This window comes from Arthrobacter sp. AOP36-F1-5, from assembly GCF_058137995.1.
This window is the reverse complement of record NZ_CM176892.1, coordinates 85,677-107,899: the sequence shown is the minus strand read 5'-3', so window position 1 is coordinate 107,899 and position 22,223 is coordinate 85,677. Positions and strand designations below refer to the sequence as shown.

At 65.2% G+C, this 22,223-nt stretch carries 20 protein-coding genes; 9 read left to right on the top strand and 11 right to left on the bottom strand.

From position 1 onward, the window contains the following. Window positions 1-64 precede the first annotated feature (64 nt). From AC3ZI9_RS00500 to AC3ZI9_RS00485, 4 genes are all read left to right on the top strand, one after another. A complete protein-coding gene (locus tag AC3ZI9_RS00500) occupies window positions 65-799 on the top strand; it encodes an ABC transporter ATP-binding protein (RefSeq protein WP_443346316.1) in 735 nt (244 codons plus the stop codon). Window positions 800-909: 110 nt separating this feature from the next. Beyond that, a complete protein-coding gene (gene pta / locus AC3ZI9_RS00495; RefSeq protein ID WP_441380466.1) occupies window positions 910-2,982 on the top strand; it encodes a phosphate acetyltransferase in 2,073 nt (690 codons plus the stop codon). 11 nt (window positions 2,983-2,993) lie between these two features. Next, window positions 2,994-4,127 carry an acetate/propionate family kinase gene (locus tag AC3ZI9_RS00490; protein ID WP_443346314.1) on the top strand — a complete coding sequence of 378 codons (1,134 nt, stop codon included), beginning with the start codon at window positions 2,994-2,996 and terminating at the stop codon, window positions 4,125-4,127. A gap of 80 nt (window positions 4,128-4,207) precedes the next feature. After that, entirely contained in the window at window positions 4,208-4,597 is a 390-nt protein-coding gene (locus AC3ZI9_RS00485; RefSeq protein ID WP_443346312.1) for a hypothetical protein, read from the top strand. A 19-nt stretch (window positions 4,598-4,616) separates the two neighbouring features. Here AC3ZI9_RS00485 and AC3ZI9_RS00480 read toward each other — a convergent pair whose 3' ends face one another. Genes AC3ZI9_RS00480 through AC3ZI9_RS00465 form a run of 4 tightly spaced genes read right to left on the bottom strand, consistent with a single transcriptional unit; the run spans window position 4,617 to window position 7,504 of the window. Continuing rightward, window positions 4,617-4,928 (bottom strand): AzlD domain-containing protein, encoded by a 312-nt coding sequence (locus tag AC3ZI9_RS00480; protein WP_086997573.1) that lies wholly within the window; start codon window positions 4,926-4,928, stop codon window positions 4,617-4,619. Next, window positions 4,925-5,605 carry an AzlC family ABC transporter permease gene (locus AC3ZI9_RS00475; protein WP_086997576.1) on the bottom strand — a complete coding sequence of 227 codons (681 nt, stop codon included), beginning with the start codon at window positions 5,603-5,605 and terminating at the stop codon, window positions 4,925-4,927. Before AC3ZI9_RS00475 ends, AC3ZI9_RS00480 begins: the two co-directional genes overlap by 4 nt. Window positions 5,606-5,639: 34 nt before the next feature. After that, on the bottom strand, window positions 5,640-6,641 hold the full coding sequence (locus AC3ZI9_RS00470) for an NADPH:quinone reductase (protein WP_443346310.1): 1,002 nt from the start codon (window positions 6,639-6,641) through the stop codon (window positions 5,640-5,642). Further along, window positions 6,638-7,504 carry a glycerophosphodiester phosphodiesterase gene (locus AC3ZI9_RS00465; protein WP_086997578.1) on the bottom strand — a complete coding sequence of 289 codons (867 nt, stop codon included), beginning with the start codon at window positions 7,502-7,504 and terminating at the stop codon, window positions 6,638-6,640. Before AC3ZI9_RS00465 ends, AC3ZI9_RS00470 begins: the two co-directional genes overlap by 4 nt. Here AC3ZI9_RS00465 and AC3ZI9_RS00460 point away from each other — a divergent pair. Then, window positions 7,503-8,861: a DUF445 domain-containing protein gene (locus tag AC3ZI9_RS00460; protein ID WP_443411960.1), complete on the top strand. Its 1,359-nt coding sequence runs from the start codon at window positions 7,503-7,505 to the stop codon at window positions 8,859-8,861. The two genes, AC3ZI9_RS00465 and AC3ZI9_RS00460, sit on opposite strands and share 2 nt — an antisense overlap. Before the next feature lie 6 nt (window positions 8,862-8,867). Here the strand turns inward: AC3ZI9_RS00460 and AC3ZI9_RS00455 are convergent, their stop codons facing one another. The 3 genes from AC3ZI9_RS00455 to AC3ZI9_RS00445 form a co-directional block, all read right to left on the bottom strand. Next, window positions 8,868-9,716, bottom strand: coding sequence for a hypothetical protein (locus AC3ZI9_RS00455; RefSeq protein WP_443411959.1), 849 nt, complete (start codon window positions 9,714-9,716; stop codon window positions 8,868-8,870). A gap of 40 nt (window positions 9,717-9,756) precedes the next feature. Further along, window positions 9,757-10,206, bottom strand: coding sequence for a DUF2871 domain-containing protein (locus tag AC3ZI9_RS00450; protein ID WP_441380718.1), 450 nt, complete (start codon window positions 10,204-10,206; stop codon window positions 9,757-9,759). A gap of 97 nt (window positions 10,207-10,303) precedes the next feature. Continuing rightward, window positions 10,304-11,584, bottom strand: coding sequence for an endonuclease/exonuclease/phosphatase family protein (locus AC3ZI9_RS00445; protein ID WP_441380719.1), 1,281 nt, complete (start codon window positions 11,582-11,584; stop codon window positions 10,304-10,306). A gap of 763 nt (window positions 11,585-12,347) precedes the next feature. On the opposite strand from AC3ZI9_RS00445, the gene AC3ZI9_RS00440 reads away from it, so the two are divergent. The 4 genes from AC3ZI9_RS00440 (at window position 12,348) to AC3ZI9_RS00425 (ending at window position 17,758) form a co-directional block, all read left to right on the top strand. Then, entirely contained in the window at window positions 12,348-13,769 is a 1,422-nt protein-coding gene (locus AC3ZI9_RS00440; RefSeq protein ID WP_444554719.1) for an IS1380 family transposase, read from the top strand. 197 nt (window positions 13,770-13,966) lie between these two features. Then, window positions 13,967-14,089 (top strand): hypothetical protein, encoded by a 123-nt coding sequence (locus AC3ZI9_RS00435; RefSeq protein ID WP_489923729.1) that lies wholly within the window; start codon window positions 13,967-13,969, stop codon window positions 14,087-14,089. A 367-nt stretch (window positions 14,090-14,456) separates the two neighbouring features. Beyond that, window positions 14,457-15,959, top strand: coding sequence for an AlbA family DNA-binding domain-containing protein (locus AC3ZI9_RS00430; RefSeq protein ID WP_444554718.1), 1,503 nt, complete (start codon window positions 14,457-14,459; stop codon window positions 15,957-15,959). After that, entirely contained in the window at window positions 15,956-17,758 is a 1,803-nt protein-coding gene (locus tag AC3ZI9_RS00425) for an SIR2 family protein (protein WP_444554717.1), read from the top strand. The genes AC3ZI9_RS00430 and AC3ZI9_RS00425 overlap by 4 nt, the downstream gene beginning before the upstream one ends. Window positions 17,759-17,795: 37 nt before the next feature. Here AC3ZI9_RS00425 and AC3ZI9_RS00420 read toward each other — a convergent pair whose 3' ends face one another. From AC3ZI9_RS00420 to AC3ZI9_RS00405, 4 genes are all read right to left on the bottom strand, one after another. Continuing rightward, window positions 17,796-18,173, bottom strand: a complete 378-nt coding sequence (locus AC3ZI9_RS00420) for a hypothetical protein (RefSeq protein WP_444554716.1) — start codon at window positions 18,171-18,173, stop codon at window positions 17,796-17,798. A 158-nt stretch (window positions 18,174-18,331) separates the two neighbouring features. Next, window positions 18,332-20,089 carry a ThiF family adenylyltransferase gene (locus AC3ZI9_RS00415; RefSeq protein ID WP_444554715.1) on the bottom strand — a complete coding sequence of 586 codons (1,758 nt, stop codon included), beginning with the start codon at window positions 20,087-20,089 and terminating at the stop codon, window positions 18,332-18,334. Next, window positions 20,086-21,099, bottom strand: a complete 1,014-nt coding sequence (locus AC3ZI9_RS00410; RefSeq protein WP_444554714.1) for an SMODS domain-containing nucleotidyltransferase — start codon at window positions 21,097-21,099, stop codon at window positions 20,086-20,088. Before AC3ZI9_RS00410 ends, AC3ZI9_RS00415 begins: the two co-directional genes overlap by 4 nt. Further along, entirely contained in the window at window positions 21,086-22,201 is a 1,116-nt protein-coding gene (locus AC3ZI9_RS00405; protein ID WP_444554713.1) for a CBASS cGAMP-activated phospholipase, read from the bottom strand. The genes AC3ZI9_RS00410 and AC3ZI9_RS00405 overlap by 14 nt, the downstream gene beginning before the upstream one ends. Window positions 22,202-22,223 lie beyond the last annotated feature (22 nt).

Here is a 22,223-nt window from a genome sequence, read left to right as displayed (position 1 = left end):
CCGGGCCGTCCCGGCACGGCCCCTCCGAACCACCCCTCCGTCTTTGCCTAAAGGAAAACGCCCCATGACCATCACCACCGAATACGCCCCCGCCGCCACCACCGCCAACACCGGCTCGCTGAGCCTGATCGACGTCACCCTCGAATACCCGGACGGCGAGGGTACCGTCAAGGCACTGGACGGCGTCGACCTCACCGTCCGCCCCGGTCAGATGCTCTCCCTCGTCGGCCCCTCCGGCTCGGGGAAGTCCAGCCTCCTGGCCACCGCTGCCACATTGGTCCGTCCCACCGCCGGACGGGTCTTCGTCGACGGGGCCGAAGCGACCGGACTCTCCGATCAGGACCTGACCACCCTGCGACGCGAGAAGATCGGCATCGTCTTCCAGCAGCCGAACCTCTTGGCCTCGTTGACCTCGCTGGAACAACTGGTCATCGTGGACCACCTACGCGGCAAATCGGTGAAGGAGGCACGGGTGAGGGCCGCCGAACTGCTGGGGATCGTCGGCTTGGACGAGGCAGCCCATAAGCGTCCGCACCAGCTCTCCGGGGGTCAACGTCAGCGCGTGAACATCGCCCGGGCCCTCATGGGGGATCCGAAGGTGCTGCTCGTGGACGAACCGACTGCGGCACTGGACCACGACCGCAGTGACTCGATCGTGAGGCTGCTGCGCCAGGTCACCGACGAATTCCAGGTCGCCACCGTCATGGTCACCCACGACACCGAATTCGTTCCGTTGACCGATGCCGTCGCCACGATGCGCGATGGTCGGCTCACGGCTCCTGAGACCACCGCGGCCTGAGCCAAAAATTGCGGCAATGCCCACGCCCGGATGTGATCGGGGTCGTGGGCATTGCCGCGTCCGGCGTGGCACGATGGGTCAGGCACAGCGACCGCCTTCGAAGGAGACCCATGGCCCGCGGCATTTATGTCAGTGCATCCACCCCCGCCAGCGGGAAGTCACTGGTCACCCTGGGTCTGGCGGACCTCTTGCACCGCCACGCCGACAGGATCGGCTTTTTCCGTCCCATCACCGACGGCCCCGATGTGGACACCGACCCCGTTGTCGCGTTGATCCGCGATCTCTTCGATCTGGACGAGTCCCATGTCGGCGTCGCGATGACCCGAGCACAGGCCCGCGAACTCATCGTCGCCGGGAATCTCGACGAAATCCATTCCCGGGCCCTGGATACCTACAGCCGGATCGCCCGCGATGTCGACGTCGTCATCGTGGAGGGGACCGACCTATCCGATCACGATGCCGCCTTGGAATTCGGGCTCAACGCCCAGCTGGCCAACCATCTGGGCTGCCATGTGGTGGGCGTGATCAACGCGGCGGAGCATACCGTCACCGAGGCCGTGGACGCCGTCGACCTGGCCCGCAAGGGTTTCTACGAGGAAAACGTCTCCCTCCTGTCGATGATCGTGAACCGGGCCGACCCGGAGCTGGCGGATCAGATCCGGGAGTCCGTGCGTCCGGGACTGCGGCACCGCAAGGTGTATGTGCTGCCCGAGATCGCGGAGATCATCCGGCCCACGGTCGGGGAAGTGAGTTCGGCGTTGGGCGCCCGGCTGGTCGCCGGTGCCCCGGAACTGGACCGCGACATCGACCATGTCCTGGTCGCGGCCATGAACGTGGGTTATCTGCTCGACCGCTACCGGGACGATTCGTTGGTGATCGCCCCGGCTGACCGTTCCGACGTCATGGCCACCGCCGTGGCGACCTCCAGGACCCCCGGTTTTCCCACCACCGCCGGGTTGTTGCTCACCGGCCCCCGGCCGATCGAGGACTCGGTCCTGCCGCTGTTGGCTGCCGCCCCCTTCCCGGTCTTCACCGTCGAGGAGGACACCTATTCCACGGCGCACCGGGTCTGGGAGGTCTCGGGGGCGTTGACCGCGGGGCAGCCGCGTAAGACGGCAGCCGCCCTGGGTGCCTGGTATCGGGACGTCGACGAGGACGAACTGCTGGCCCGGCTCTCGCTGCCGGCCCCGGAGACCATGACCCCGCTGCGGTTCCTGCACCAGCTGGTGGAACGGGCACGATCGGAGCGTAAGCGGATCGTCTTGCCCGAGGGCGAGGATCTGCGGATCCTGCGGGCGGCGGAGATCATCAGCCGTCGCGGGATCTGCGATCTAGTCATCCTGGGCAATACCCACGAGGTCCGCGAACTGGCTGCGTCCCATGGCATCGACCTGGACGGCATCCCCATCACCGATCCGGCCCGCAGCGATCTGTTGGAGGGGTTCGCCGCCGAATACGCCCGGTTGCGCGCCCACCGGGGTGTCACGGTTGAATCGGCCCGTGAGCGCCTGCTCGACCGCTCCTATTTCGCCACGATGATGGTCCATCTGGGCCACGTGGATGGCATGGTCTCCGGAGCCGCCCACACCACCGCCAACACGATCCGCCCCTCATTGGAGTTCATCAAGACCCGTCCCGGAGTGGATATCGTGTCTTCGGTCTTCTTGATGCTCATGGAGGACCGCGTTCTGGTCTACGGCGATTGTGCGGTCAACCCGGACCCGGATGCGGACCAGCTGGCCGATATAGCCCTGGCTTCGGCCCAGACGGCCCGGCAGTTCGGGGTCGACCCCCGCGTGGCGATGCTCTCCTACTCGACGGGCGCCTCGGGCACCGGAGGATCCGTCGACGAGGTCCGTACCGCCACCGATCTGGTGCGCCGGCGCGAACCCGGGCTGGCAGTAGATGGGCCCATCCAGTACGACGCCGCAGTGGACACCTCCATCGGTGCCTCCAAGTTGCCGGGGTCCTCGGTGGCCGGGCAGGCAACGGTGTTCATCTTCCCGAACCTGAACACCGGGAACAACACCTATAAGGCGGTCCAGCAATCGGCTGGCGCCGTCGCGGTCGGCCCGGTCCTGCAGGGACTGAATCAACCCGTCAACGACCTCTCCCGCGGCTGCACCGTGGACGACGTCGTCAATACGGTGGCCATCACCGCCATCCAGGCCCAGGAACACTAGGAGCCCCACCCATGCTCGTACTGGTCATCAACTCGGGATCATCCTCGCTGAAATACCAGGTCCGTGAAACCGGAACCGATGAGATCCTGCTCGCCGGTCTGGTCGAACGAATCGGTGGTCCGGAGGTTCCCGACCACGCCGCCGCCTTGGAAACCGTGCAGGAACACCTGCGCGGGGTTCTGGGTGAGCGCCAGATCGAGGCCGTCGGACACCGGGTGGTCCACGGTGGCGAGCGCTTCGCCGAGCCGGTGCTGATCACCCACGAGATCGTCCGCGCCATTGAGCGGTTGGCACCGTTGGCTCCCCTGCACAACCCCGCGGCCGCACTGGGCATCCGCGCCCTGTTGGAGAAGTGGCCCAAACTCCCCCAGGTGGCCGTCTTCGACACCGCCTTCCACCGCACCATGCCCGAATACGCCTGGCGCTATGCCGTGCCCGATGACCTCTATAAGCGTCATGGCGTCCGCCGCTACGGCTTCCACGGAACCAGCCACGACTACGTGGCCGGCAAAGCCGCCGAACTGCTGGGCATCGAACGCCAGCGCTTCCGTGCGGTCATCGCCCACCTGGGCAACGGCGCCTCGATCACCGCCATTCGCCAGGGCAAGAGCATCGACACCTCGATGGGCTACACCCCGCTCGAGGGACTGGTCATGGGCACCCGGTCCGGTGACCTCGATGCCTCGATCGTCACCCAGTTGGTCATCCGCGGCGAGTACACTGCCGAGCAGATGGACCACATCCTCAACCAGGACTCGGGCCTGAAGGGGCTCTCGGGCGAAAACGACATGCGTTCGGTCGTCGAGGCTGCCGCCCAGGGCGACGACGGCGCGGAGCTGGCTCTGGAGGTCGCCGCCTACCGGCTGCAGAAGTACATCGGCGGATACCACGTGGCCGTGGGCGGCGCGCAGGCCATCGTCTTCACCGCGGGCATCGGGGAGAACTCCTGGCTCTTCCGCCAACGCGTCGTTTCCGGCCTCGGTGCGCTGGGCGTCAAGCTCGACGAGATGGCCAACATCGAGCGCAGCAAGCAGCCGCGGGTCATCTCGGCCCCCGAGTCGGCCATCCCCGTACTGGTGGTCCCCACCGACGAGGAGTCCGAAATCGCCGCCCAGACCGCCGCCTTGGCCACCGCCCAGCACTAGCAACGCAACAGCGCGTGCCATCAGGGCGCGAATCAGGCAGGATGGCACCATGAAGCACGCCACCCAAGGAGGCGATCGTCATGCCGTCATGGCTGGAGCATCCGCGCTCACCTGACGAACCCGATGAACCGGATGAACCGGATGAACCAAGATACGGAGCCCGAACAGGGCAGCCGCCCGGGCCGGCCGAAGACCACTACGCCAATGGGTCCACCGAGTTCCACGGCGCCGGGCCCGTCCCTGACGGTTTCGGTTTCCGCACCGGCATGCGGAGTGCCCGCACGGTCTTGGGTTTCGCCTGGTTCGTGCTGGTGATGGCCACCCTCTTATTGCTGATGGGAGCCATCATCTTCATCGGCCAGTCCGCGTGGATCCCGTTGATCGTGTTATGCCTGCTGGAGCTGGGATTCATCGCCGTGTTCTTCGTGCTGGTGTCCCTCGCCCGACAACGCCGGGCGCAGCACGACTGAACGTTGCTGCTCCGTCGTCCTAGGGCATTCCAGCCAGCCGGAGCAATGCCGCGGCCACCGCCCCAACCATCACGACCAGCAGGAACGGGGCCCGCAGCAGCAGCGCGATCGCCGCTGCCAGCAGGGCGCCGATCCGGGCGTCGAGGACCAGCTCCTGACCGCTGGCAAAAGTGTTCACAGCGGTCAGTGAAGCCAACAGCCCGATGGTCAGCGTCCCGGCCACCCGGCCCATGCGCGGTTTGTCCAGGATCCTGGCTGGCACCAAATAACCGGAAAGCTTGGACAGGTAGGCCACCACGCAGGCGGCCAGGATCCACCACCACAGACTCATGCGCGGGCCTCCCGTCCCTGGTGTCCAACCCAACCCCACACCCCGGCAACGAGTGCAGCAATGAGGATCGGGATGCCCGGTGGAACGAACGGGATGGCCAGCACGGTGGCCGCCGCGCAGACCACGGCAATGGCCACGGGTTCACGCGAGGACAGCCGGGGCCATAACAAGGCCAGGAAGGCGGCGACCGCGGCCCCGTCCAACCCCCAGGCCTTCGGATCTCCCAGCGCGTCGCCGAGTAGGGCCCCGGCGATCGTGAACAGGTTCCAGAGGATGAAGGTCCCCAGCCCGGCGGTCCAAAACCCGCGGCGGACCTCTATCAGCTCCTCCTGGACGACGGCGGTGGCCGTGGATTCGTCGATGGTCACGTGGGCTGCGGCCGCCTTGCGCCATCCGGTGGGGCGGGCCATGGAGTTCATCTGCATCCCGTAGATGATGTTGCGGATCCCCAACAGGGTGGCGGCACCGAAGGCCGCCGAACCGGCACCTCCGCCGGCCACGACCCCGATGAACGCGAATTGTGAGCCGCCGGTGAACATCAGCGCGCTTAAGGCCACGGTCTGCCAGAAGCTCAGCCCGGAAGCCACGGCGAGCGCGCCGAAGGAGATGCCGTAGAGGCCCGTCGCCACGGCGATGGACAGGCCCGTCTTCACGGCCGGGGACTGGCTGAACTTCACCTCGGCAGTCTATCCACGCGCGGGGCCTCCCGAGTCAGGGTGCCGGCCGCAAAACGATCCGGGTGCCGCGGTTCTCCCCCGATTCCAGTCGCGCGTGGGCCCACCCGGCGTCGTCGAAGGACCCGAGGCTCACCTGCCGGGGCGTCCAGGCCCCGGTGGCCAGCAGCATGTTGACGGTTTCTGCGGCGTCGGCCAGTTCGCCGACAGTGGCGTTGCTGATCGCGAAACCGCGCAGGCTCGCGTCGCGCATGTAGAGCCGTCCCACGGGCAAGACAGCTTCCGTGGTGGGCCCGGCCAGGAGAACGATCCGTCCGCGGGGCGCAGCGAGTTTCACCGCCGCCGCCAGGTCGTTATGTCCTGCGGTGTCGATGTGCACGTCGATGCCTTCGGGGACGGCCTGGAGCAGTCGCGGCACCAGGTCGGGGTCGCGGTAGTCCAGCACCGTCTGGGCGCCGAGTCCGCGGCAATGGCCTGCATCGTCGGCCGAGGCAGAGGCCAGCACCCGGGCCCCGCGGGCCACCGCGAGCACGATGGCCGCCGAGCCGACCTGCCCGGCACCCCCGGCAATGTAGATACTCTCCCCGGGCTGGAGGTTCCCCTGCCGCTGAACAGCCAGGGCCGCCGTCGTGCAGGGATGCAGCGCAGCGGCGGCGGCGACCGGGTCCACGTCAGGGGGAAGTAGATAAGCCCGTTCGGCGTCGACGCCGACCCGTTCGGCGGTCGCTCCGGGCCGGCCTGCGAAACCGAGGCTGTTGGTCCAGGCCCGCTGCCCGACCTGCAGGCCGGTCACCGAGGCGCCCACGGCCTCGATGGTCCCCACCGCGTCCCGGCCGACCGCTACGGGAAAGTCCAGTTCCGTGGCGTAGACCCCGGAGCGGACGAAGGTGTCGACGTGGTTCACGGCGACGGCCTCCACGGCCAGGACCACCTGGTCGGCCCCACATTCCGGGGCCGGCAGCCGAAGCTGATGGATGCCCGCGGTATCGGTCAGCCGGTCGATGCCGACGGCCCGCACCCTTTCGGACCCGGTGTTCACGCCCGGGCCAGTGAATTCAAAACGTCGCGCGTGTGCTTCGGATCGTTGCTGGTCATTTCCTGGACACCCACGCCGGCGAGGAATTCGATGTCCTCCTCCCGGTCCACGGTCCACACGCGCAGCCGGGTTCCGTGATGGAGCCACGCCCTGACGGTGTCCTCGTGCCGGCGCACCCAGGCAACGCCCGGGCCCGCAACGCCGGCTGTTCCCGCCTCGATGGCCGGAACGCCTTCCTGCTCGGCCCCGTAGACGACGGACGCGACCTGGGCGCCGAGGTGGTCCCCGCGCTCTTCGAGGGCTGCGACCTTTCGGGGGTTCGCTCCGGTCACCAGTTGGCACAGGAAGTCCGGGGCAACCCGGGAGGAGAGGTGGCGGACCGATCCGGGATCGAAGCACATGAAGCTGAGAGTGACATCTCCGATCTTCGAGGTGGCCGCCTCCCAACCCAGCCGGGTCAGTTCCGCCAATACGGCGTCTTCGAGTCGGCGCCCGAATTCGCTGGGGTGCTTGATCTCGATGGCCAAGCCGATCGGACGTCCCGCGGAGGCGGCCAGCTCCACCAGTTCGCCCAAGGTCAGGAGTTGTTCCTGCAGTGTCCCGTAGTCGGCGGGAATCTCCCGGCCCTTCCAGGAGGCGAAGTCCAGCTCGCGCAGTTCCTGCAGTGTGAACGAGGAGATCCGCCCCGACGCGTTCGAGGTCCGGTCCACCGTCTGGTCGTGATGGCAGACGATCCGGCCGTCACGGGTGAGGTGGACGTCGCATTCGATCCCATCGGCCCCGTCGGCGAGCGCCTGTAGATAGGCGGCCCTGGTGTTTTCCGCGTAGGCGGCGCTGGACCCGCGATGTGCGTAGACATGGTGCATGTTCCATACGCTACGCGATGCCCCGGACTCGTTTCTGCGATCCGCTGGCGAGCCGGTGAACTATCGTGGAAGCGCGCCACCGAGACACCTCACCGATTGGACCACCATGCAGCTGATCTCCGACGTCGAACGGTCCGCAGCGTTGCGGCGCATGAAGACCATTGCCACGGGACTCTTGATCGGGATGGCGGTCCTGTTCGCCGTGTCCTTCGCCCTACAGGAGTCCCATGGGTGGCTCCAATACGTCAGGGCGGCGGCCGAGGGCGGGATGGTCGGTGCCCTGGCCGACTGGTTCGCCGTCACAGCGCTCTTCCGCCACCCACTGGGTCTGCCGATCCCGCATACGGCCATCATCCCGCGCAAGAAGGACCAGATCGGTGAGAGCCTGGGCGGCTTCATCGAGGAGAACTTCCTCTCCGATGAGGTCGTGGGCAGCAAACTCGCTTCGCTGTCCTTCGCCGCGCCCGCCGGGGCCTGGCTCACCGAGGCCAAGAATGCCCAACGCGTCGCCGTGGAAGGGGCGACGGCGATCCGTGCCCTGCTTTCGGTGGTGAACGACGAGGACGTCTTGGCCTTGGCCGAGTCCCTGGCCCGCAAGCACATGTTGGCACCGGAATGGTCCCCGACCCTGGGCCGCATGCTCGAACTGGTCCTGCGCGACGGACACCAGCGCCCCTTCGTGGACCTGCTGGCAGAACGGGTTGCCGACTGGGTGGCGGTGAACCGTCAGACAGTGGTCACACTCGTCGCCGAGCGCTCCCCCACCTGGCTGCCGTCGATGATGGATACCTTCGTGGGTGAACGGCTACACCGCGAGTTGGCGGCTTTCACCGACGCCGTCCGGACCGACCCCGACCATCGGCTGCGCCGCAACATCGACGACTGGCTGGCCGAATTCGCCCGCGATATGCAGCACAGCCCGGACACGATCGCCAAGGTGGAAGGGCTCAAGCACAGCATTCTGGATGATCCGCAACTGCACGAGGCGGTGGCCACCGGTTGGGAATCCATCAAGGCGGCGCTGCTCGATGCCCTGGAGAACCCGGAATCCGAACTGCGGACCGGGTTCGTGCGGGCGGTCATGGACCTGGGGTCACGGTTGCGCACCGATACCGTGCTGGCGGAAAAGATCGACCGGTGGATCACCACCGCTGCCGGCTACCTGATCCACACCTACCGTGAGCAGATCTCGGCGCTGATCGGTGACACCGTGGCCCGGTGGGACGGACCCGAGACGAGCCGGAAAATCGAGTTGCAGGTGGGCCGGGACCTGCAGTTCATCAGGATCAACGGCACCGTCGTCGGCTCCCTGGCGGGCCTGGCGATCTTCATTGCCGCCAACACGCTGTTGGGCTGAGGCCGTCTAGGGGGTGCCGGAGGTGCGGCGGAGCCGCTCCTGTTCGATCGCGCGTTCGACGGCGGTCCGGGCAGCTTCCAAGTCCTCACCGTCCGCGACGCGGCTCGGCGCCACCACCTGGCTGATGACTTTTCGTGGTTCCAGTTCCCCGGGAATGGTGGTGGGGACTGGCCCGAAGGCCAGGGACGCTGATTCGACGACCTTGCGGCCCAGGAACCGGTTTCCGGCCCCGCCGACGGCGGCACCGAGCCCGAAGGGGATGGCCCGGCCGATGATCGAGGCACCCTGGGTGGCCAGGATCTTGCGCAGGAAGCGTTTCTGCACCTGGGCGCCGATGGCGCCCCAGGCCCCCGACGATTTTCCGTTGCTGAAGACCGACCCCCAACCCTTCACCGGGCCGACACCACGCCCTGCCGCCTGGTGGGTCAGGGCGGCGATCATCGCGCTGCCTTCGTCACCCATCAGGATTGCCATCACCATCACCCGGGCCTTTTCCGGGTCTTCTGTGGTGATGCCGTGCAATTCGGCCAATGACTGGGCGTAGAGGGCGCTGGCTTCCAGAAAGCCGACCGTAGCGGCGGCCGAGAGGCCCAGCGATGCCGCCGTCCCGATCCCGGGAACCACCGCCGATGCCCCGACGGCCGCGCCACCGCCAGTGACCGCAACCAGGTAGTCGCGTCGGAGCAGGCGGGCCATTTCCGGGCCGTCCGCCCGGGGGTGCTTACGCTGCAATCGGCGCAGGTAGGCCACCACCAGGGGACGTTGGACGCCGATGGCCCGGATGATCGCCCCCTGGATACCGGCTACGGGTTTTCCGTCCGGGCCCAGGACCGCTGCGGTAATTTTTTCCTTCATCCCCCGATTTTAGGCGCCACAGCCCGTCCGTGCCGGAACATCAGAGCGAAACCGACGCGCGGGGAGCCTGCTGCGCGGAAAGAACTGCCTTGCGCAGCGCCAGGAAAAGTAGAACGACACCCGCGGTGAGGAGCATGTGGCCGAGTCCGGCGATCCCACTCAGCGCCGGGGAGGAAACATCTGAACCCTTCACGGCCAGGGTGCCCTTGACGAGCATCAGGCCTCCGGTGATCGCGACGCCGACGGTCCAGATCCAAAAGAACCAGCTAAAGAGCTTCGGTGCTGCCGCGGAAACGTGCAGGACCCGCTCCAGGACCATCACGATCAGCAAGACAATGAACCCCAGGACCAGGAAGTGGGTGTGAACCAGGGGTAGTTGCGTGGCGGAGCGGTCCGTGAAGTCGTTGGCCTTCGTCAGCTCCCGATAGAACAGTCCGGAAAAGACGCCAACGATCGCGAAGGTGAAGGAGGTGTAGAGAAGGCGGAGCACTTCGGTGACCTTTCGTTGATGGTTCAGGCTGATTGCCTACCGTCAACTATTCCCACCAGCTGCCGATCAGTGATCAACCGATCGGTGGATTTCGTCCCTAGTCCGCGCCGGGGAGGTCAATATCGACCCACACCAGACGGTGATTCCCGCTGGGACCCGGGTCGCCGTAGACCAGGGCCCGTCCCGACTGCCTGGCTGAGGGCCAGAACACGCCGGCCCCTGCGATGTCCACCGTCGTCGAGGCCAAGGCATAGTCGGTGCGCAAGGCGCCGGCAGCATCGTCAATCGACGTCCGCGCCTTCGGGGCCGAGGCTTCCCCTGCTTCAGAGGTAGCGGACTCGTCGGTGCCGATTTCCGCGGCGCCTTCCGACGTCGGACGCGGATCGCTCACCGATGGATTGCTCAACAACTGGTTCACGGACCCGCGGGCGGCATCGTCTTGGCCCGGGTCCACGCCGAGATCGCCGAGGACCACGAAGCGCGCATTCTTGGGCAGGCCGCCGCTCTGCCCCTGATCATCGGTGATGTATTGAGCATCTTCGCCGCCGGAGACGTAGTCGGCGACCAACCGGATCTCGTCCGTGTTGCGCAGATGTTGCTGGTTGCCCTCCTCGTCGACGGGGGCACTGGGATCTGCGGCCACGACGTGCACGGTATGTCCCTTGACCTTCACGGGAACATCCCACGTGGTGGAGCTGTTCAGCCGCAGGATGCTTCGGACCAGCGGTGAATACTCCCCGGTGGGTAGTCCGTTGTCAGGCATCGATGACCACAGCAGGTTCTGGAAGGTCCGGATCCCGTCGCGCTGGATCGGGTGTTTGGAATACAGGACCATGCCGTGTTGTCCGGGGAACTCGCCGTAGCCGAATCCGTCGGTCGCATCCCCGACGGTTCCATTGCCGTCGAGATCGGCACCGGTGGGGATCCCGTGGTTCGTCGGTGCCACGTACATGTACGGGTAGTCGGTGGCATGCCGTTCGTTCTGGTCCTGCTGCAGGTAATTGGTGCGGAAACCCTCGGCGGCCTCTTGGTCTTCGTCGTAGTCGAAGTCGCTGAGCAGGACGACATCGGGGTTGGTCCGCTGGATGACTTCCGCGACGGCCGAGGCTGCCTCGTCGCCGGGCTGGGACAGGTCCTGGGCCAACCCGCCGGCGTACCCGCGGCTGAGTGAGGAGTTGAACGCGGCGGCTCGCAGTGCGCCGTCGTGTGTGGGGGCCGCCAAGTCTCCCGCGGGCTTCAACTGGGCTTGGAAGCGCTGATAGTCGGGGGTCAGGAAGTCCGGGGCATCCGCTCCGTCGGCGAGCGCAGGCACCATGGAGGCAGCCGTCAGGCCGACGGCTAGCAGACCGGCCCCCAGGGCCCTCTTGATGACACGCACCCCACCAGCGTAGGACGTCCGGCCCCCGGCAGGAACTGCTTTGTGGCTTTCTGGGCACGATCCGCCCCCGGAGATCCGACGCGGGCCCGTACCGGCGAATCGGCCCCACGCCCGATCTTCAGCGAGATACCGGCGATCTGGCTACCAGTCGGTAGCCCACGCTGGACGAAACAGGAGGCCTGGGCATCGTTGCCGTATTGAAATCTTCGCTCGATGGACCAATTCGGTTCACCCCGGGGACACCCCGAAACGGATCTCGCCCCGCCCCGCTGATGCGGGACGGGGCGAGATGCGGGTGGACCTCCGTAGCAGCTTCTCAAACCCCCGGAAGCCGCTCGGATCTCTGATATCCCGTGTTCTACGGGGATCGCGGACTCGTCGCCCACGTAACCGGGCCGCTCGGATCACCGATCAGCGAGGACCAGTACGAGAAAATTCGCGTCAGTCTCAAACCCGTTTGAGTGTCTCCAATCGGGCTGAACTGCTGGCCGGGTACACCGCTGGCGTGCCTGTCCGGGAGTTGGCGACACGGTTCAAGCTGCACCGCGGCACGGTGCGTGAGATAGCCAGGCTGGCGGGACTGGCCGCACGCCAACCGGAGTTGCCCGACGCGATTCGCCATGACGCCGCTCAGCTTTATCCCTGATCCACCGATAAATGAGCCGGTGTTGATGGCTAAATAAAGTGGAAGTGCCCCTTCTGACGTGGGAAAATAGTGATGTCTAAAGTCCTATCAAACCCACAAGGAAGGAGCACCTCGCAGGTGCTATTCAATCACACTCCCACCGGCCTGTCCCACGCCTTCGACGACGAACGCCTCATCGCCGATACCGGGCTGATCCCGTTGGTCAGACTCGCCCAAGACACAGGCCTGCCAACAGCCGTGGCCGACCGCGTTCGTATCCCCACCGACAAGGGCGCCAACCCGGGCGGGAAAGTCATGTCCCTGATCGCCGGGATGCTCGCCGGGGCCGACAGCATCGACGACATGAATCGCAACCGTACCGGTGGGATGAAACACCTCGCCACCAGCGTCTACGCCCCGTCAACGTTGGGCCAGTTCTTACGTAAGTTCACATTCGGTCACGTCCGCGCCCTCCAAACCGCCTGCGACCAGTCCCTGCAACGCCTGGCTTCACGGGCCGATTTCTTCCCGACCCGCCTCGACTCGTCGAATCCGGCCGACCGGATGGTGTTTGTCGATATCGACGACACCGTCATCGCCGTCCACTCCGCCCGCAAACAAGGCTCCGGACACGGCTATACCGGTGTGCGCGGGCTCAACGGTCTCCTCGCCGTTGCCTCGACGACGTCGTCACAACCAGTCATCATCGGCAACCGGTTGCGTAAAGGAGCCGTGCACTCGGCCCGCGGTGCCAAGAAGTTCACCCAAGACGCACTCTCGACGGTAGGCCGCCTGCCCGGGGTGGCCGGTAAGCGTGTCGTGTTGGCTGCCGACTCGGCGTACTACACCTCCGACGTCGCCGCCGCGGCGAAGTCGGCCGGTGCCAACGTTTCGGTCACGGCTCGCATGAACCCCTCCATTAGCAAAGCCATCACCAGCATCGACGAGACAACGTGGACGGGCATCCAGTACCCGCAGGCGATCTGGGACGAAGACAACCAGGAATGGATCTCCGAAGCCGAAGTCGCCGAAACCGTGTATACCGCGTTCACGACCACGAAGAACCCGGTGACCGGGCGTCTGGTAGTGCGCCGGATCCCGGAGAAGAACCAGAAGAAACTCGCCAAAGCCGGACAAGAGGGCCTGTTCACCGTGTGGCGCTACCACGCCGTGTTCACAACGATTCCAGCCGATGTTCTCGACACGGTCCAAGCCGATAAAGCCCACCGACGCCATGCCGTGATCGAGCAAGTCAACGCCGAGCTCAAGGCAGGACCGATCGCGCATATGCCCGCCGGAGCATTTAACGCCAATGCTGCCTGGCTCGCTCTGGCCTGCATGGCCCACAACCTCGCCCGCACGGGCGCGCTCTTGGCAGGGGGCAGGCTATCGAAGTCAAGGGCCCCAACACTGCGGGCCAAGCTCATCAGCATCCCGGCCCGCATCGCCTGCCACGCGCGAAAGATCGTTCTTCACCTGCCAGCCCACTGGCCCAAGGCGGCCGAGTTCGGTCGGCTCTGGAACACCGTGTTCAGCCCACCGGTCCCGGTGGCGACCTGACCATCTCGCCCAGGCCCGGGCTCGTCGGCCAGAAGAAGTTGTAGGAGGCTTCTGGCAACACCGAATTGTGGACACACCGGATGCGACGCCGGGCCCGTTGTCATGCCCTTATGCACGAACCGTGACCATCCACGCCTCTTTTCGAATCACGGCCTTATGCAACAGCCGATCGGTGGATCAAGGTTTATGCCGACGGCTTGACGCTCGCGCAGGTAGCCGCGCGTCTCGGCGTCAGTAATGAGGCTGTCCGGTCCGCGGTGGTTGCGTGCGGTGGGGCGATCCGCCCCGGCGGCCGTCGCCTCCGTGTTCCCAGTCTTTAGGCAGCAGCGCGCCTTGGAACTGCAATCGCATACAGCGGCGGCATCGAGTCGACTGTCGCCAGCCGTGCGAGTGTCGCTGGGCGTATCGAACGCCGTGAAGGCACCGACTCTGTCAGTGCTCCGTCGTAGAGTTGGGCCATGATCGCTGAGCGTTCGAACCGGAGGTGCTTCGACGAGCGAGACTAACAAGGCGTGAAACAAAGGAGAGACCGATGCAGCAGTCCCACTTATCAGGGAGCTTGCTTCAAGTGGACTCTTTGGAAAGGCGAGGAAAGCGCCCGATCAGCTACTACGTCTTTACTGGCATCGACGCACTGGAACCGGCGCGCGCTGGGTGTCCACCTTTGAAAGGACACGGTGACGCGGAGTGATCGTCGTTGATGGGCGCACTGACCGAGAGAAGCTGGCGGAGCTGCTCCAACTGCCGGAGCAGACGCACTTGGAGTTCAAGGCCGTCCTGGACCTGACGAACAATCGGGACCAGTTGAACTTCGTCAAAGATGCGATCTCTATGACGAACAGGCCACCCGGTGGCTACATCCTTGTCGGCGTCAACGACGACGGAACCCTGGCTCTTCCTACCGGCACGATCACCGATCGCGCACTCTTCGACGGTGCCCGGCTTGGTGATTTGATCAGGAAGTACATCGAAGGCGAGGTCCATGTGATCTCGCAGGTTCACGAAGTCGATGGGCATGAGGTCGTTCTGATCTACTTTCCGCACCACCGTGACGGGCTTCCGGTGCCTATGAGCAAGCTGGGCCAGTTCGCTGGTCAGAACGGCAAACCGGTGGTGGTGTTCCGTGAGGGAGATGTTCTGGTTCGTGAAGGTGCCAAGAACTCTCCGCTTCGCCACGCGCACTGGAACGATCTGCTCAGCCGTCGCGATCAACGACTGCACGAGGAGACCCGTGCACAGGTCGACTCGCTGATTGCTGACCTGGCCGCCGCCCTGCGGGCGGGCGGCGGTGCTGGCCCCGCCCTTGTTCCGCTGACGGTTCAGATGGCAGACGAGGCCTTCCGCGAGGGTGTGGTGTCCCACCTTGAAGCCGACAGCGACATTCGCCTGCGACAGTTCCTCGGACAGGCGGCCGCGCTGGTGAGCAATCCTGATGAGCGCGGAGCCGCACTCGACAAGGTCACGATCCTCGCGGCTCACGCAATGTATTTCGAACGCGACGCCGTTGCTCAGAAGGCCATCGACAGTCTCTTCGATGCGTACGTCAAGCTCGGCCATGGCGACGCGGCCGCGCGACTCGACATCATCACGCGCGTCTACGTACTCGGCAGCCTCGCCGTCCGCCTCCGGCAATGGGCTGTCGTTCATGACCTCGCGCTTCGCCCGTACCCGCCCAGCGGTGACGTGTACGTCTACTCCTCCTGGATCAGACACGGGCAGGTCGACGCAAGCCGAACTGACCTCTTTCCGCCAGGTAAGGGCGGATTGATGATCTCGGCCGCACGCAACCTCATGAGCGAGCAATCAGCCATGCGCCCCGATGTCCCCGACAGCGCGGTACCCGATCCCAGCGACCTCGCTCACGACGATGTGCTCCTCAACTCCCTATGTCAGTTCGACATCTTCTACTGCCTCATCGTGGCCGCCGAGGGGCAGCATCACGGAAGCGGGTATCCGGCCGCATCGGCGATGAACCAAGACAGAGCTGATCCAGCGTTCGAGGTCGTCGCCAGCGACGCAGACGCGCGCGAAGCGATGTTCCCCACCTCCGATGAGCGCAAGATCGCAGAAGCGATGGCACAGGTGTTCACCAGTGCAGAGCGCGAGTCGTTCGGCTTCGGCGGGCACTGGTGGTCCCTGCCCCAGGGTGCGCAGCGGTTCGTCAGCAACCATCTGAAAGAAGGCACATGAGCAATCCCCTGTCACCGCTGGCGATGCTCGCGACGTCGATGCAGGCACAACCCGGCGTGTACGCCCTGCTCGTGGGCTCCGGTGTGTCCACGGGCGCCGGCGTGCCCACCGGATGGGGTGTCGTCACCGAGCTTGTGCGCCGGGTCGCAGCCGTAGAGGACCCAACTTCGATAGAAGGCGCCGCCAGTAACCCCGAGAAGTGGTGGCACGATCACCACAGCGAGCCCCTCGGTTACTCATCGCTTCTTGAAGCGCTCGCACCCACGCCCGCGGCTCGGCAGGGTCTCCTGGCAGGCTTCTTCGAGCCGTCCGATGAGGAACGAGAGCAAGGGATCAAGACGCCGAGCAGAGGACACCTCGCGATTGCCGAGCTGGTAAAGCGGGGATCAGTCAGGGTCATCGTCACCACGAACTTCGACCGGCTGATGGAGCAGGCGCTCGACGCGGTCGGGATCGCTCCGCAAGTGATCGCGCGGCCGGAGGCGGTCAACGGCATGAAGCCGCTCGCACACGCTCCGGCAACAGTGATCAAGGTCCACGGGGACTATCTCGATCTCGGTTCCCGGAACACTCCGAGCGAACTGGACCAGTACCCGGATGAATGGGTGACGCTGCTCGCTCGGGTCTTCGACGAGTACGGCCTCATTATCTCTGGCTGGTCAGCGGAGTGGGACACCGCGCTGGTCAGGCTAATTGAGTCCATACCTAGCCGTCGGTATCCGTTGTACTGGGACGCGCGAAGCGGCAGGGGCGTCAACGCTGAGAAGCTGCTCGCAGCACGCTCGGGTCAGATCGTCCCGGCTGCGGGAGCTGACGAGATGTTCAGCGAACTGTCGTCCGCATTGGAAGCGCTGGACCGTCTTGCCGAGCCGCCACTGACAACCGCGATGGCGGTGGCTCGGTTGAAGCGCTATTTGCCCGATCCTATTCGTCGCATCGACCTGCACGACCTGGTGATGGAAGCAACAGACAAGGTCGTCGAGGCTGTGAGGGATCAGCCGCTCTCCATCGATGGACTCGACGGAGCATCCCTCCAAGAAGTGCTGACGACGCATCGGGAGAGGACCCGGCAGTTGTGCGCTCTCCTCGTGACTGGTGTGTGGCACGACCCGGACGGCGACCATGACCGGCTTTGGATGGACGTCCTTGAACGCCTGCTCGATGCCGGTACGACCTCCCGCATGGGTGTCCCCGTCCAACAAGCGCTCGAACAGGCGCGGTTGTACTCCGCACTGCTCGTTCAGACTGCCGTCGGTGTCGCTGCGACGCGACGCGGACGGGACGCTTTGCTCATCAAGCTCGCCATCGAGGTGATGGGCACCGTCGAGGCCGGCATGAAGATTCGGCTCCCTGCCTGCCAGGTCATCCATCCCTACCGCGTCCTCGACAAGGACTCGGTGAATGCTCTGCCCAGGTGGAACGCCGGAAACTGGACCTATCCGCTGAGCCACCTACTCAAAGCCGATGCTCGCGCAACCTTCGCGGACCTGATCCCCGAAGACTCCGACTACGTGGACATCTTCCACGGCTATGAGTACCGGATGAGCCTCCTGCACGAAATTACGAATGCCACCTACTCAGGGGGCTACCGCGCGATGAGTGGTGAGTACGTGGGCGAGCGGGCCTGGTCCTGGGATGACCGGAATCAGCCGCTCGCGGAGGTCGCTTTCCGCAGCACCGGAGAGCGCGCCACAGACTGGCCGTGGGTGCGTCTTCTCGGAGGAGAAGACGCCTACGATCAAGCACTGATCGATCATCGCGTCGTGCTAGAGACCTTCAAGTTTCACAACATGCGCTGAGCGGGCCGATCGACTCTGCGCTGTAATCTCCAAGCGGTCATGACGACGACGTGAGAGCGCTCAACGGGCCGCGCCGGCCTTCGTGGTCTGTTGACCGGATGCGACGCTCACGGGCCTCGCGGAGCCGTGCGCGGCTCAGCAGCACGACGCTGATCGGCCCGATCCAAAGCATCTTGAGCATGTTCCAGATCGCCCACAACACAACCAAGTGCAGCCATCCGGGAATGCCGTCCTCGATGAGCTGGATGCAGACGTTCGCGATCAGCAGGTACGGGATCGCGAGCAGCATGGCCGGGACACCCCACTTCAACCCACGGCGACGAGAGCGGATCGCGTCCAGCATGATGTTCGTAGGCATGTATCGCCGCATGAAGTAGCGGGTGTGGACGCTTGCGGCCCAGATCAGACGGATCATGGCTCTCGTTCCTCTCCATCGCACAGGTATGTCAGGTGAAGCGGTGCGTTGGAGAGTGACCCGGAGGTCTGCCGCGAGCGGCGCGTTACAGAGGAGAAATCCGCTTCGCCCTCAACTTTACGCCTGATCCCCGACGAGGGGAACCGCGCGATGACCCGTCATTGGAGGTTGTCGGACGCGGCCGGAACGAAGTGATGCCGCGGGCCGGTTGCGGCGTGTGGCAGGGCGATGAGGTGAGTTCCCGAAACGACTGCTTGTGACTGCTGGAGGTGAGCACCGACCAGGTTAACGAGGGTCGCAGCGACCGCTGCGAGGTCTGCGGCGGAGCCGTGGAATGTGGGTACCGAGCATCCTCGCGTCGGGACGAGTTCATCACCATCGGCTGCCTCCTGCCAGAACGAGTGGTACAGCTCAAGCCCGCCATCGGCCAGCACCGAACGTCCTGCCTGATCGTCGATCTCAGAAGGCGTGAGCGTAGCGGCGGGCGCGCAGATATTGGCGATGCCGAGCGTCCCTGAGCTTGCGTCGGTGGCGACCTGGGCAATCAGCGCCTTGCGTTCTGTGCCCACGAGCGAATCGAGGTATGCGGTGATGCTGTGGCTGACGGTGGCGTCGAGGATTAGGTCCGCGGAAAGAAAGGATGCTGGGTTGTCGGGCACGTTTCCTTCGGCGACGGTGACCGTCAGATCGTCACGGATCGCTCCGAGCCGCGTGGCAAGAGCCTGCGCCTTCGTCTGACCGACGTCGGCTTCGGTGTAATTCTGTCGCACGAGAAGTCCGCCGGTGATGGTTCCGGGGTCGCAGAGAGTAATGGTGGTGGCCCCGGCCCGTGCGATGAACTCGGCGATCCATGACCCAAGGCCTCCGCATCCCCAAACATGAACTGTCTTTCCCTGAAAACCGTTGACGGGACGGTTGTCGTCGCGTCGGGTCGTGACTTCTTGCCGTTCGTCGGACATGTTGCACCATTCGATGGGGATATCGGCGTTGACCATCGCGGGGTCTAGGTTGACCGCGGTGCCGCGCGTCTTGGCGAGGCGCCGAAGCACGTTGGCTGTTGCCCCTGGCAGGCGTCCACCGAGCAGATGGTGTGGACCGCCTGCCGGGTGGGGTACGGCCAGGACGAAGTACTGCTCGGTGTCGTCAGCGTTCCGGAGAGCGCTGGCAAGGATCGACGTGAGAAACGCTGGCGACTGAGGTGACACCCGCGGCGACCGTCCTTCCGCGCGGTCAAGATACGGATCATCGAGGAGCGTCAGGAACAGCGCGAGGGTGGACGCGGCGCCAAACGGAAGGTCGCTCGCGAGTGCGAAGACGGGCGTGCGGTGTCCATCGCGGTCCGTTGAGTAGGTGAGGTCATAGCGGTACGGCGAACGGGCGATCAGCCGAGCGACCTGATGCTGTTTCGATGGCCCGGCCTCGCGGACGACGATCGTGGTCGTACCGTTAGCGTGGTGCAGTACTCCTCCGACCGCGTGGTACATCGCGGTCGAGGGGTCGAACGCTCCGCCGGCGGCATCGGTGAGCCAGTCCCAGAGCCGGGTGAGGAATCCGGCAACCCCTTCGGACGGGTGCCACTCGCGCGAGGGGTCGAGGTAGATGCAGAGTCGCTGTCCTTGAAGGACATGCGGGAAGCCGAGAAAGCGGGTGTGGTCAACCTCAACGCTCGGGGGCAGGAACAGCGATGGGCAAATCCGGACTATGAACTCCTCGTCATCTCCGAGTTCCAACCCCGCTGGGCTCCGCGGGATGTCCGCGGTGTGGAGCCGGAGGCGGAGTGTGGCGTCGCCGTTAGCGTCGAGCTGGGCCTGTTGGATAACCCGCACGTCGTCGGGGCGCTCCCGCACGAGCGACCTCAGCTCGCCAAGGAGATGCTTCTGCCAGGCCGACAGGCTGGCCCTGTTGCGGCGGCTCATCCCGCGCGGCCAGACCGCCCCACGATGGAGGCGGCGGCTGGGGCTGCTGCCGGGAACTTCGCGCTGCTCGATGTGGTGGCTGGCGCCTTGAATCCGTTCCCGAAGATGCCCTGCCACAGTTCGACGCTGCGCTCCTTGTCCTCCTCCTCGTACGCTTCCTCAATTTCGGCGGCGTGCACATGGATGCGGTCGCGGAAGTAGCTGTAAGTCGCCTGGGCTTTTTCGGGATCAGGACCCCATCGATGCCCGAAGTAGACACCTGACCCGGACGGGTCGGCGACAGGAGGCGTGGTTGGGTTCGCTTGAAGCCAGGTGTCGAGGTCTTTGACGATATGTAGGAGCGTCGTGGGGACGTCGCTGTAGTAGCCGGGGTCCAGCAGCGTGCGCAGTTCGGTGACCTGTTCACCGAGCAGTGTCGTCAGGAGGATTGACCGCGTGCCGATGAAGGAGTTCTTGTGGTCGCGGAGGTATTTCATCAGTCGGATGACCTTGCGGAGGTTGCCCTTCGCGAGCGTGTCCTTCTTCTTCATCCAGTCGGTGAAGCCCTGGGGGTCGGTCAGCTCCCAGTCGTTGTCGTCGCGGTTCACGATGACTTCGCGTCCATCGGCGAGGTTCAGGTGCGGCACGATGTCGATGTGCATGGAGTTCGCGTAGACGAGTCGGACGCAGCGGCACTTGCGTGAGTGCGGCATGTCGCCGTACTTGCTGTGGCGGTGCAGGGCCGCATAGACCTCCTCGATGTAGGTCTTAGGGCTGTCCGTCCAGTCCGGGTTCTCGCTCATGTCGAGCATGAAGTCCGCGTCGAACTCGTTGCTGCCGACCGGGTTGATGATGGTTCTGTGTGCCCAGGAGCCCTGGGGCGTCTTGCCGAGGATGAGAGAACCGATCTGCTCATCGGCCTTCAGTGCCTTATAGACCGCCTCGACGCGAGAGTCGAGCAGATCTAGCTTTCCTTGGCTGAGGTTGACGGTGTCCTTGAGCAGGACGTTGAAGTAGTCAGTGAGCTTCATCGGAGACCTCCGTGTGGGACGTGCTGTTCCGGTGGCCGCGATGTCGGTCTCCGGTCAACGGTGTGTATTCGGCTGCGCGATGAGCTGCAAACCGCTCGGTATAAACGGGGCTGAGTTCGCGACTCACGGACGCGGCGAGCCCGGCCATGTCGTTCGGGTCCGCTGAGTCGAGTGCGTATAGTCCGCCGGGAACCAAGGCGTCGAACCTGGTGTAGGCAGACTTGCCGATCAGATGTTCCGCGATGCCCTGCCCGCCGCGGCTACCGGCGCTAAGGATCAGGGGCGTGATCGGCTTCACCCATTGGAGCAGTCCGCCGCGGTCGCGGCGCTTGGGGTGGTTCGTGAGCTGATCGATGGTGCCCACGTTGAGCACCCTGATCGAACTGAGCGGTACGTGGAGCATGCTCACGGCCTCAGCGATCGCGACGACGGAAGGGTTGTTCGCCCACACCCCGCCGTCGATGAGGCGGTGTCCGTCAACGCGTGCAGCCGGAAAGTAGAGGGGCGCGGCCGAAGTAGCCATCGCGATGTCCACCATCGGGATGCGCCAGTCACGGGCAAGGCGCGTGTGATGTGGCGTCTTGAAGATGTGCACGGCACCTCGTTGCACATCCCATGCCGGGATGACCAGTCGCTTGGTGCTATCGCCGAGCAGCCGCTCTCCGAGCACCTTCGTCAGGGCAGTCCGCAATGCATCGCCGTCGTAGATGGGTGCAGCCAGTTGGCGCGGCCGCCGCAAAAGGCTCCGCCGCGCGGCCGGGAAGACCGTCATGACCAGTTCCTCGTAGTGCCCGACGATCTCGCTCGGGGTGAGACCGGCACCCAGCCCGAGAGCGACGATCCCGCCCGCCGACGTACCGGCGATCAGATCGAACGAGTCCCTGACGCTGACACCGAGGTCTTGTTCCAGTCGCGCAAGCACGTGGGCGGTGAACAGCGCCTTGGCTCCTCCGCCGTCGAGAGCGAGAACCTGGAAGCGATCGGTCGGCAGCTCGGTTGGCCCGTTCGTCGTCCATGGGTCGTCCTGCCGTCCCGGCACGTCAACCGGCCCGATTGGCATCTCGGCTCCGGAGTCCGTCGAACTTGCGGGAACTACATCCATGTAACTATTCTACGTCGCCGCA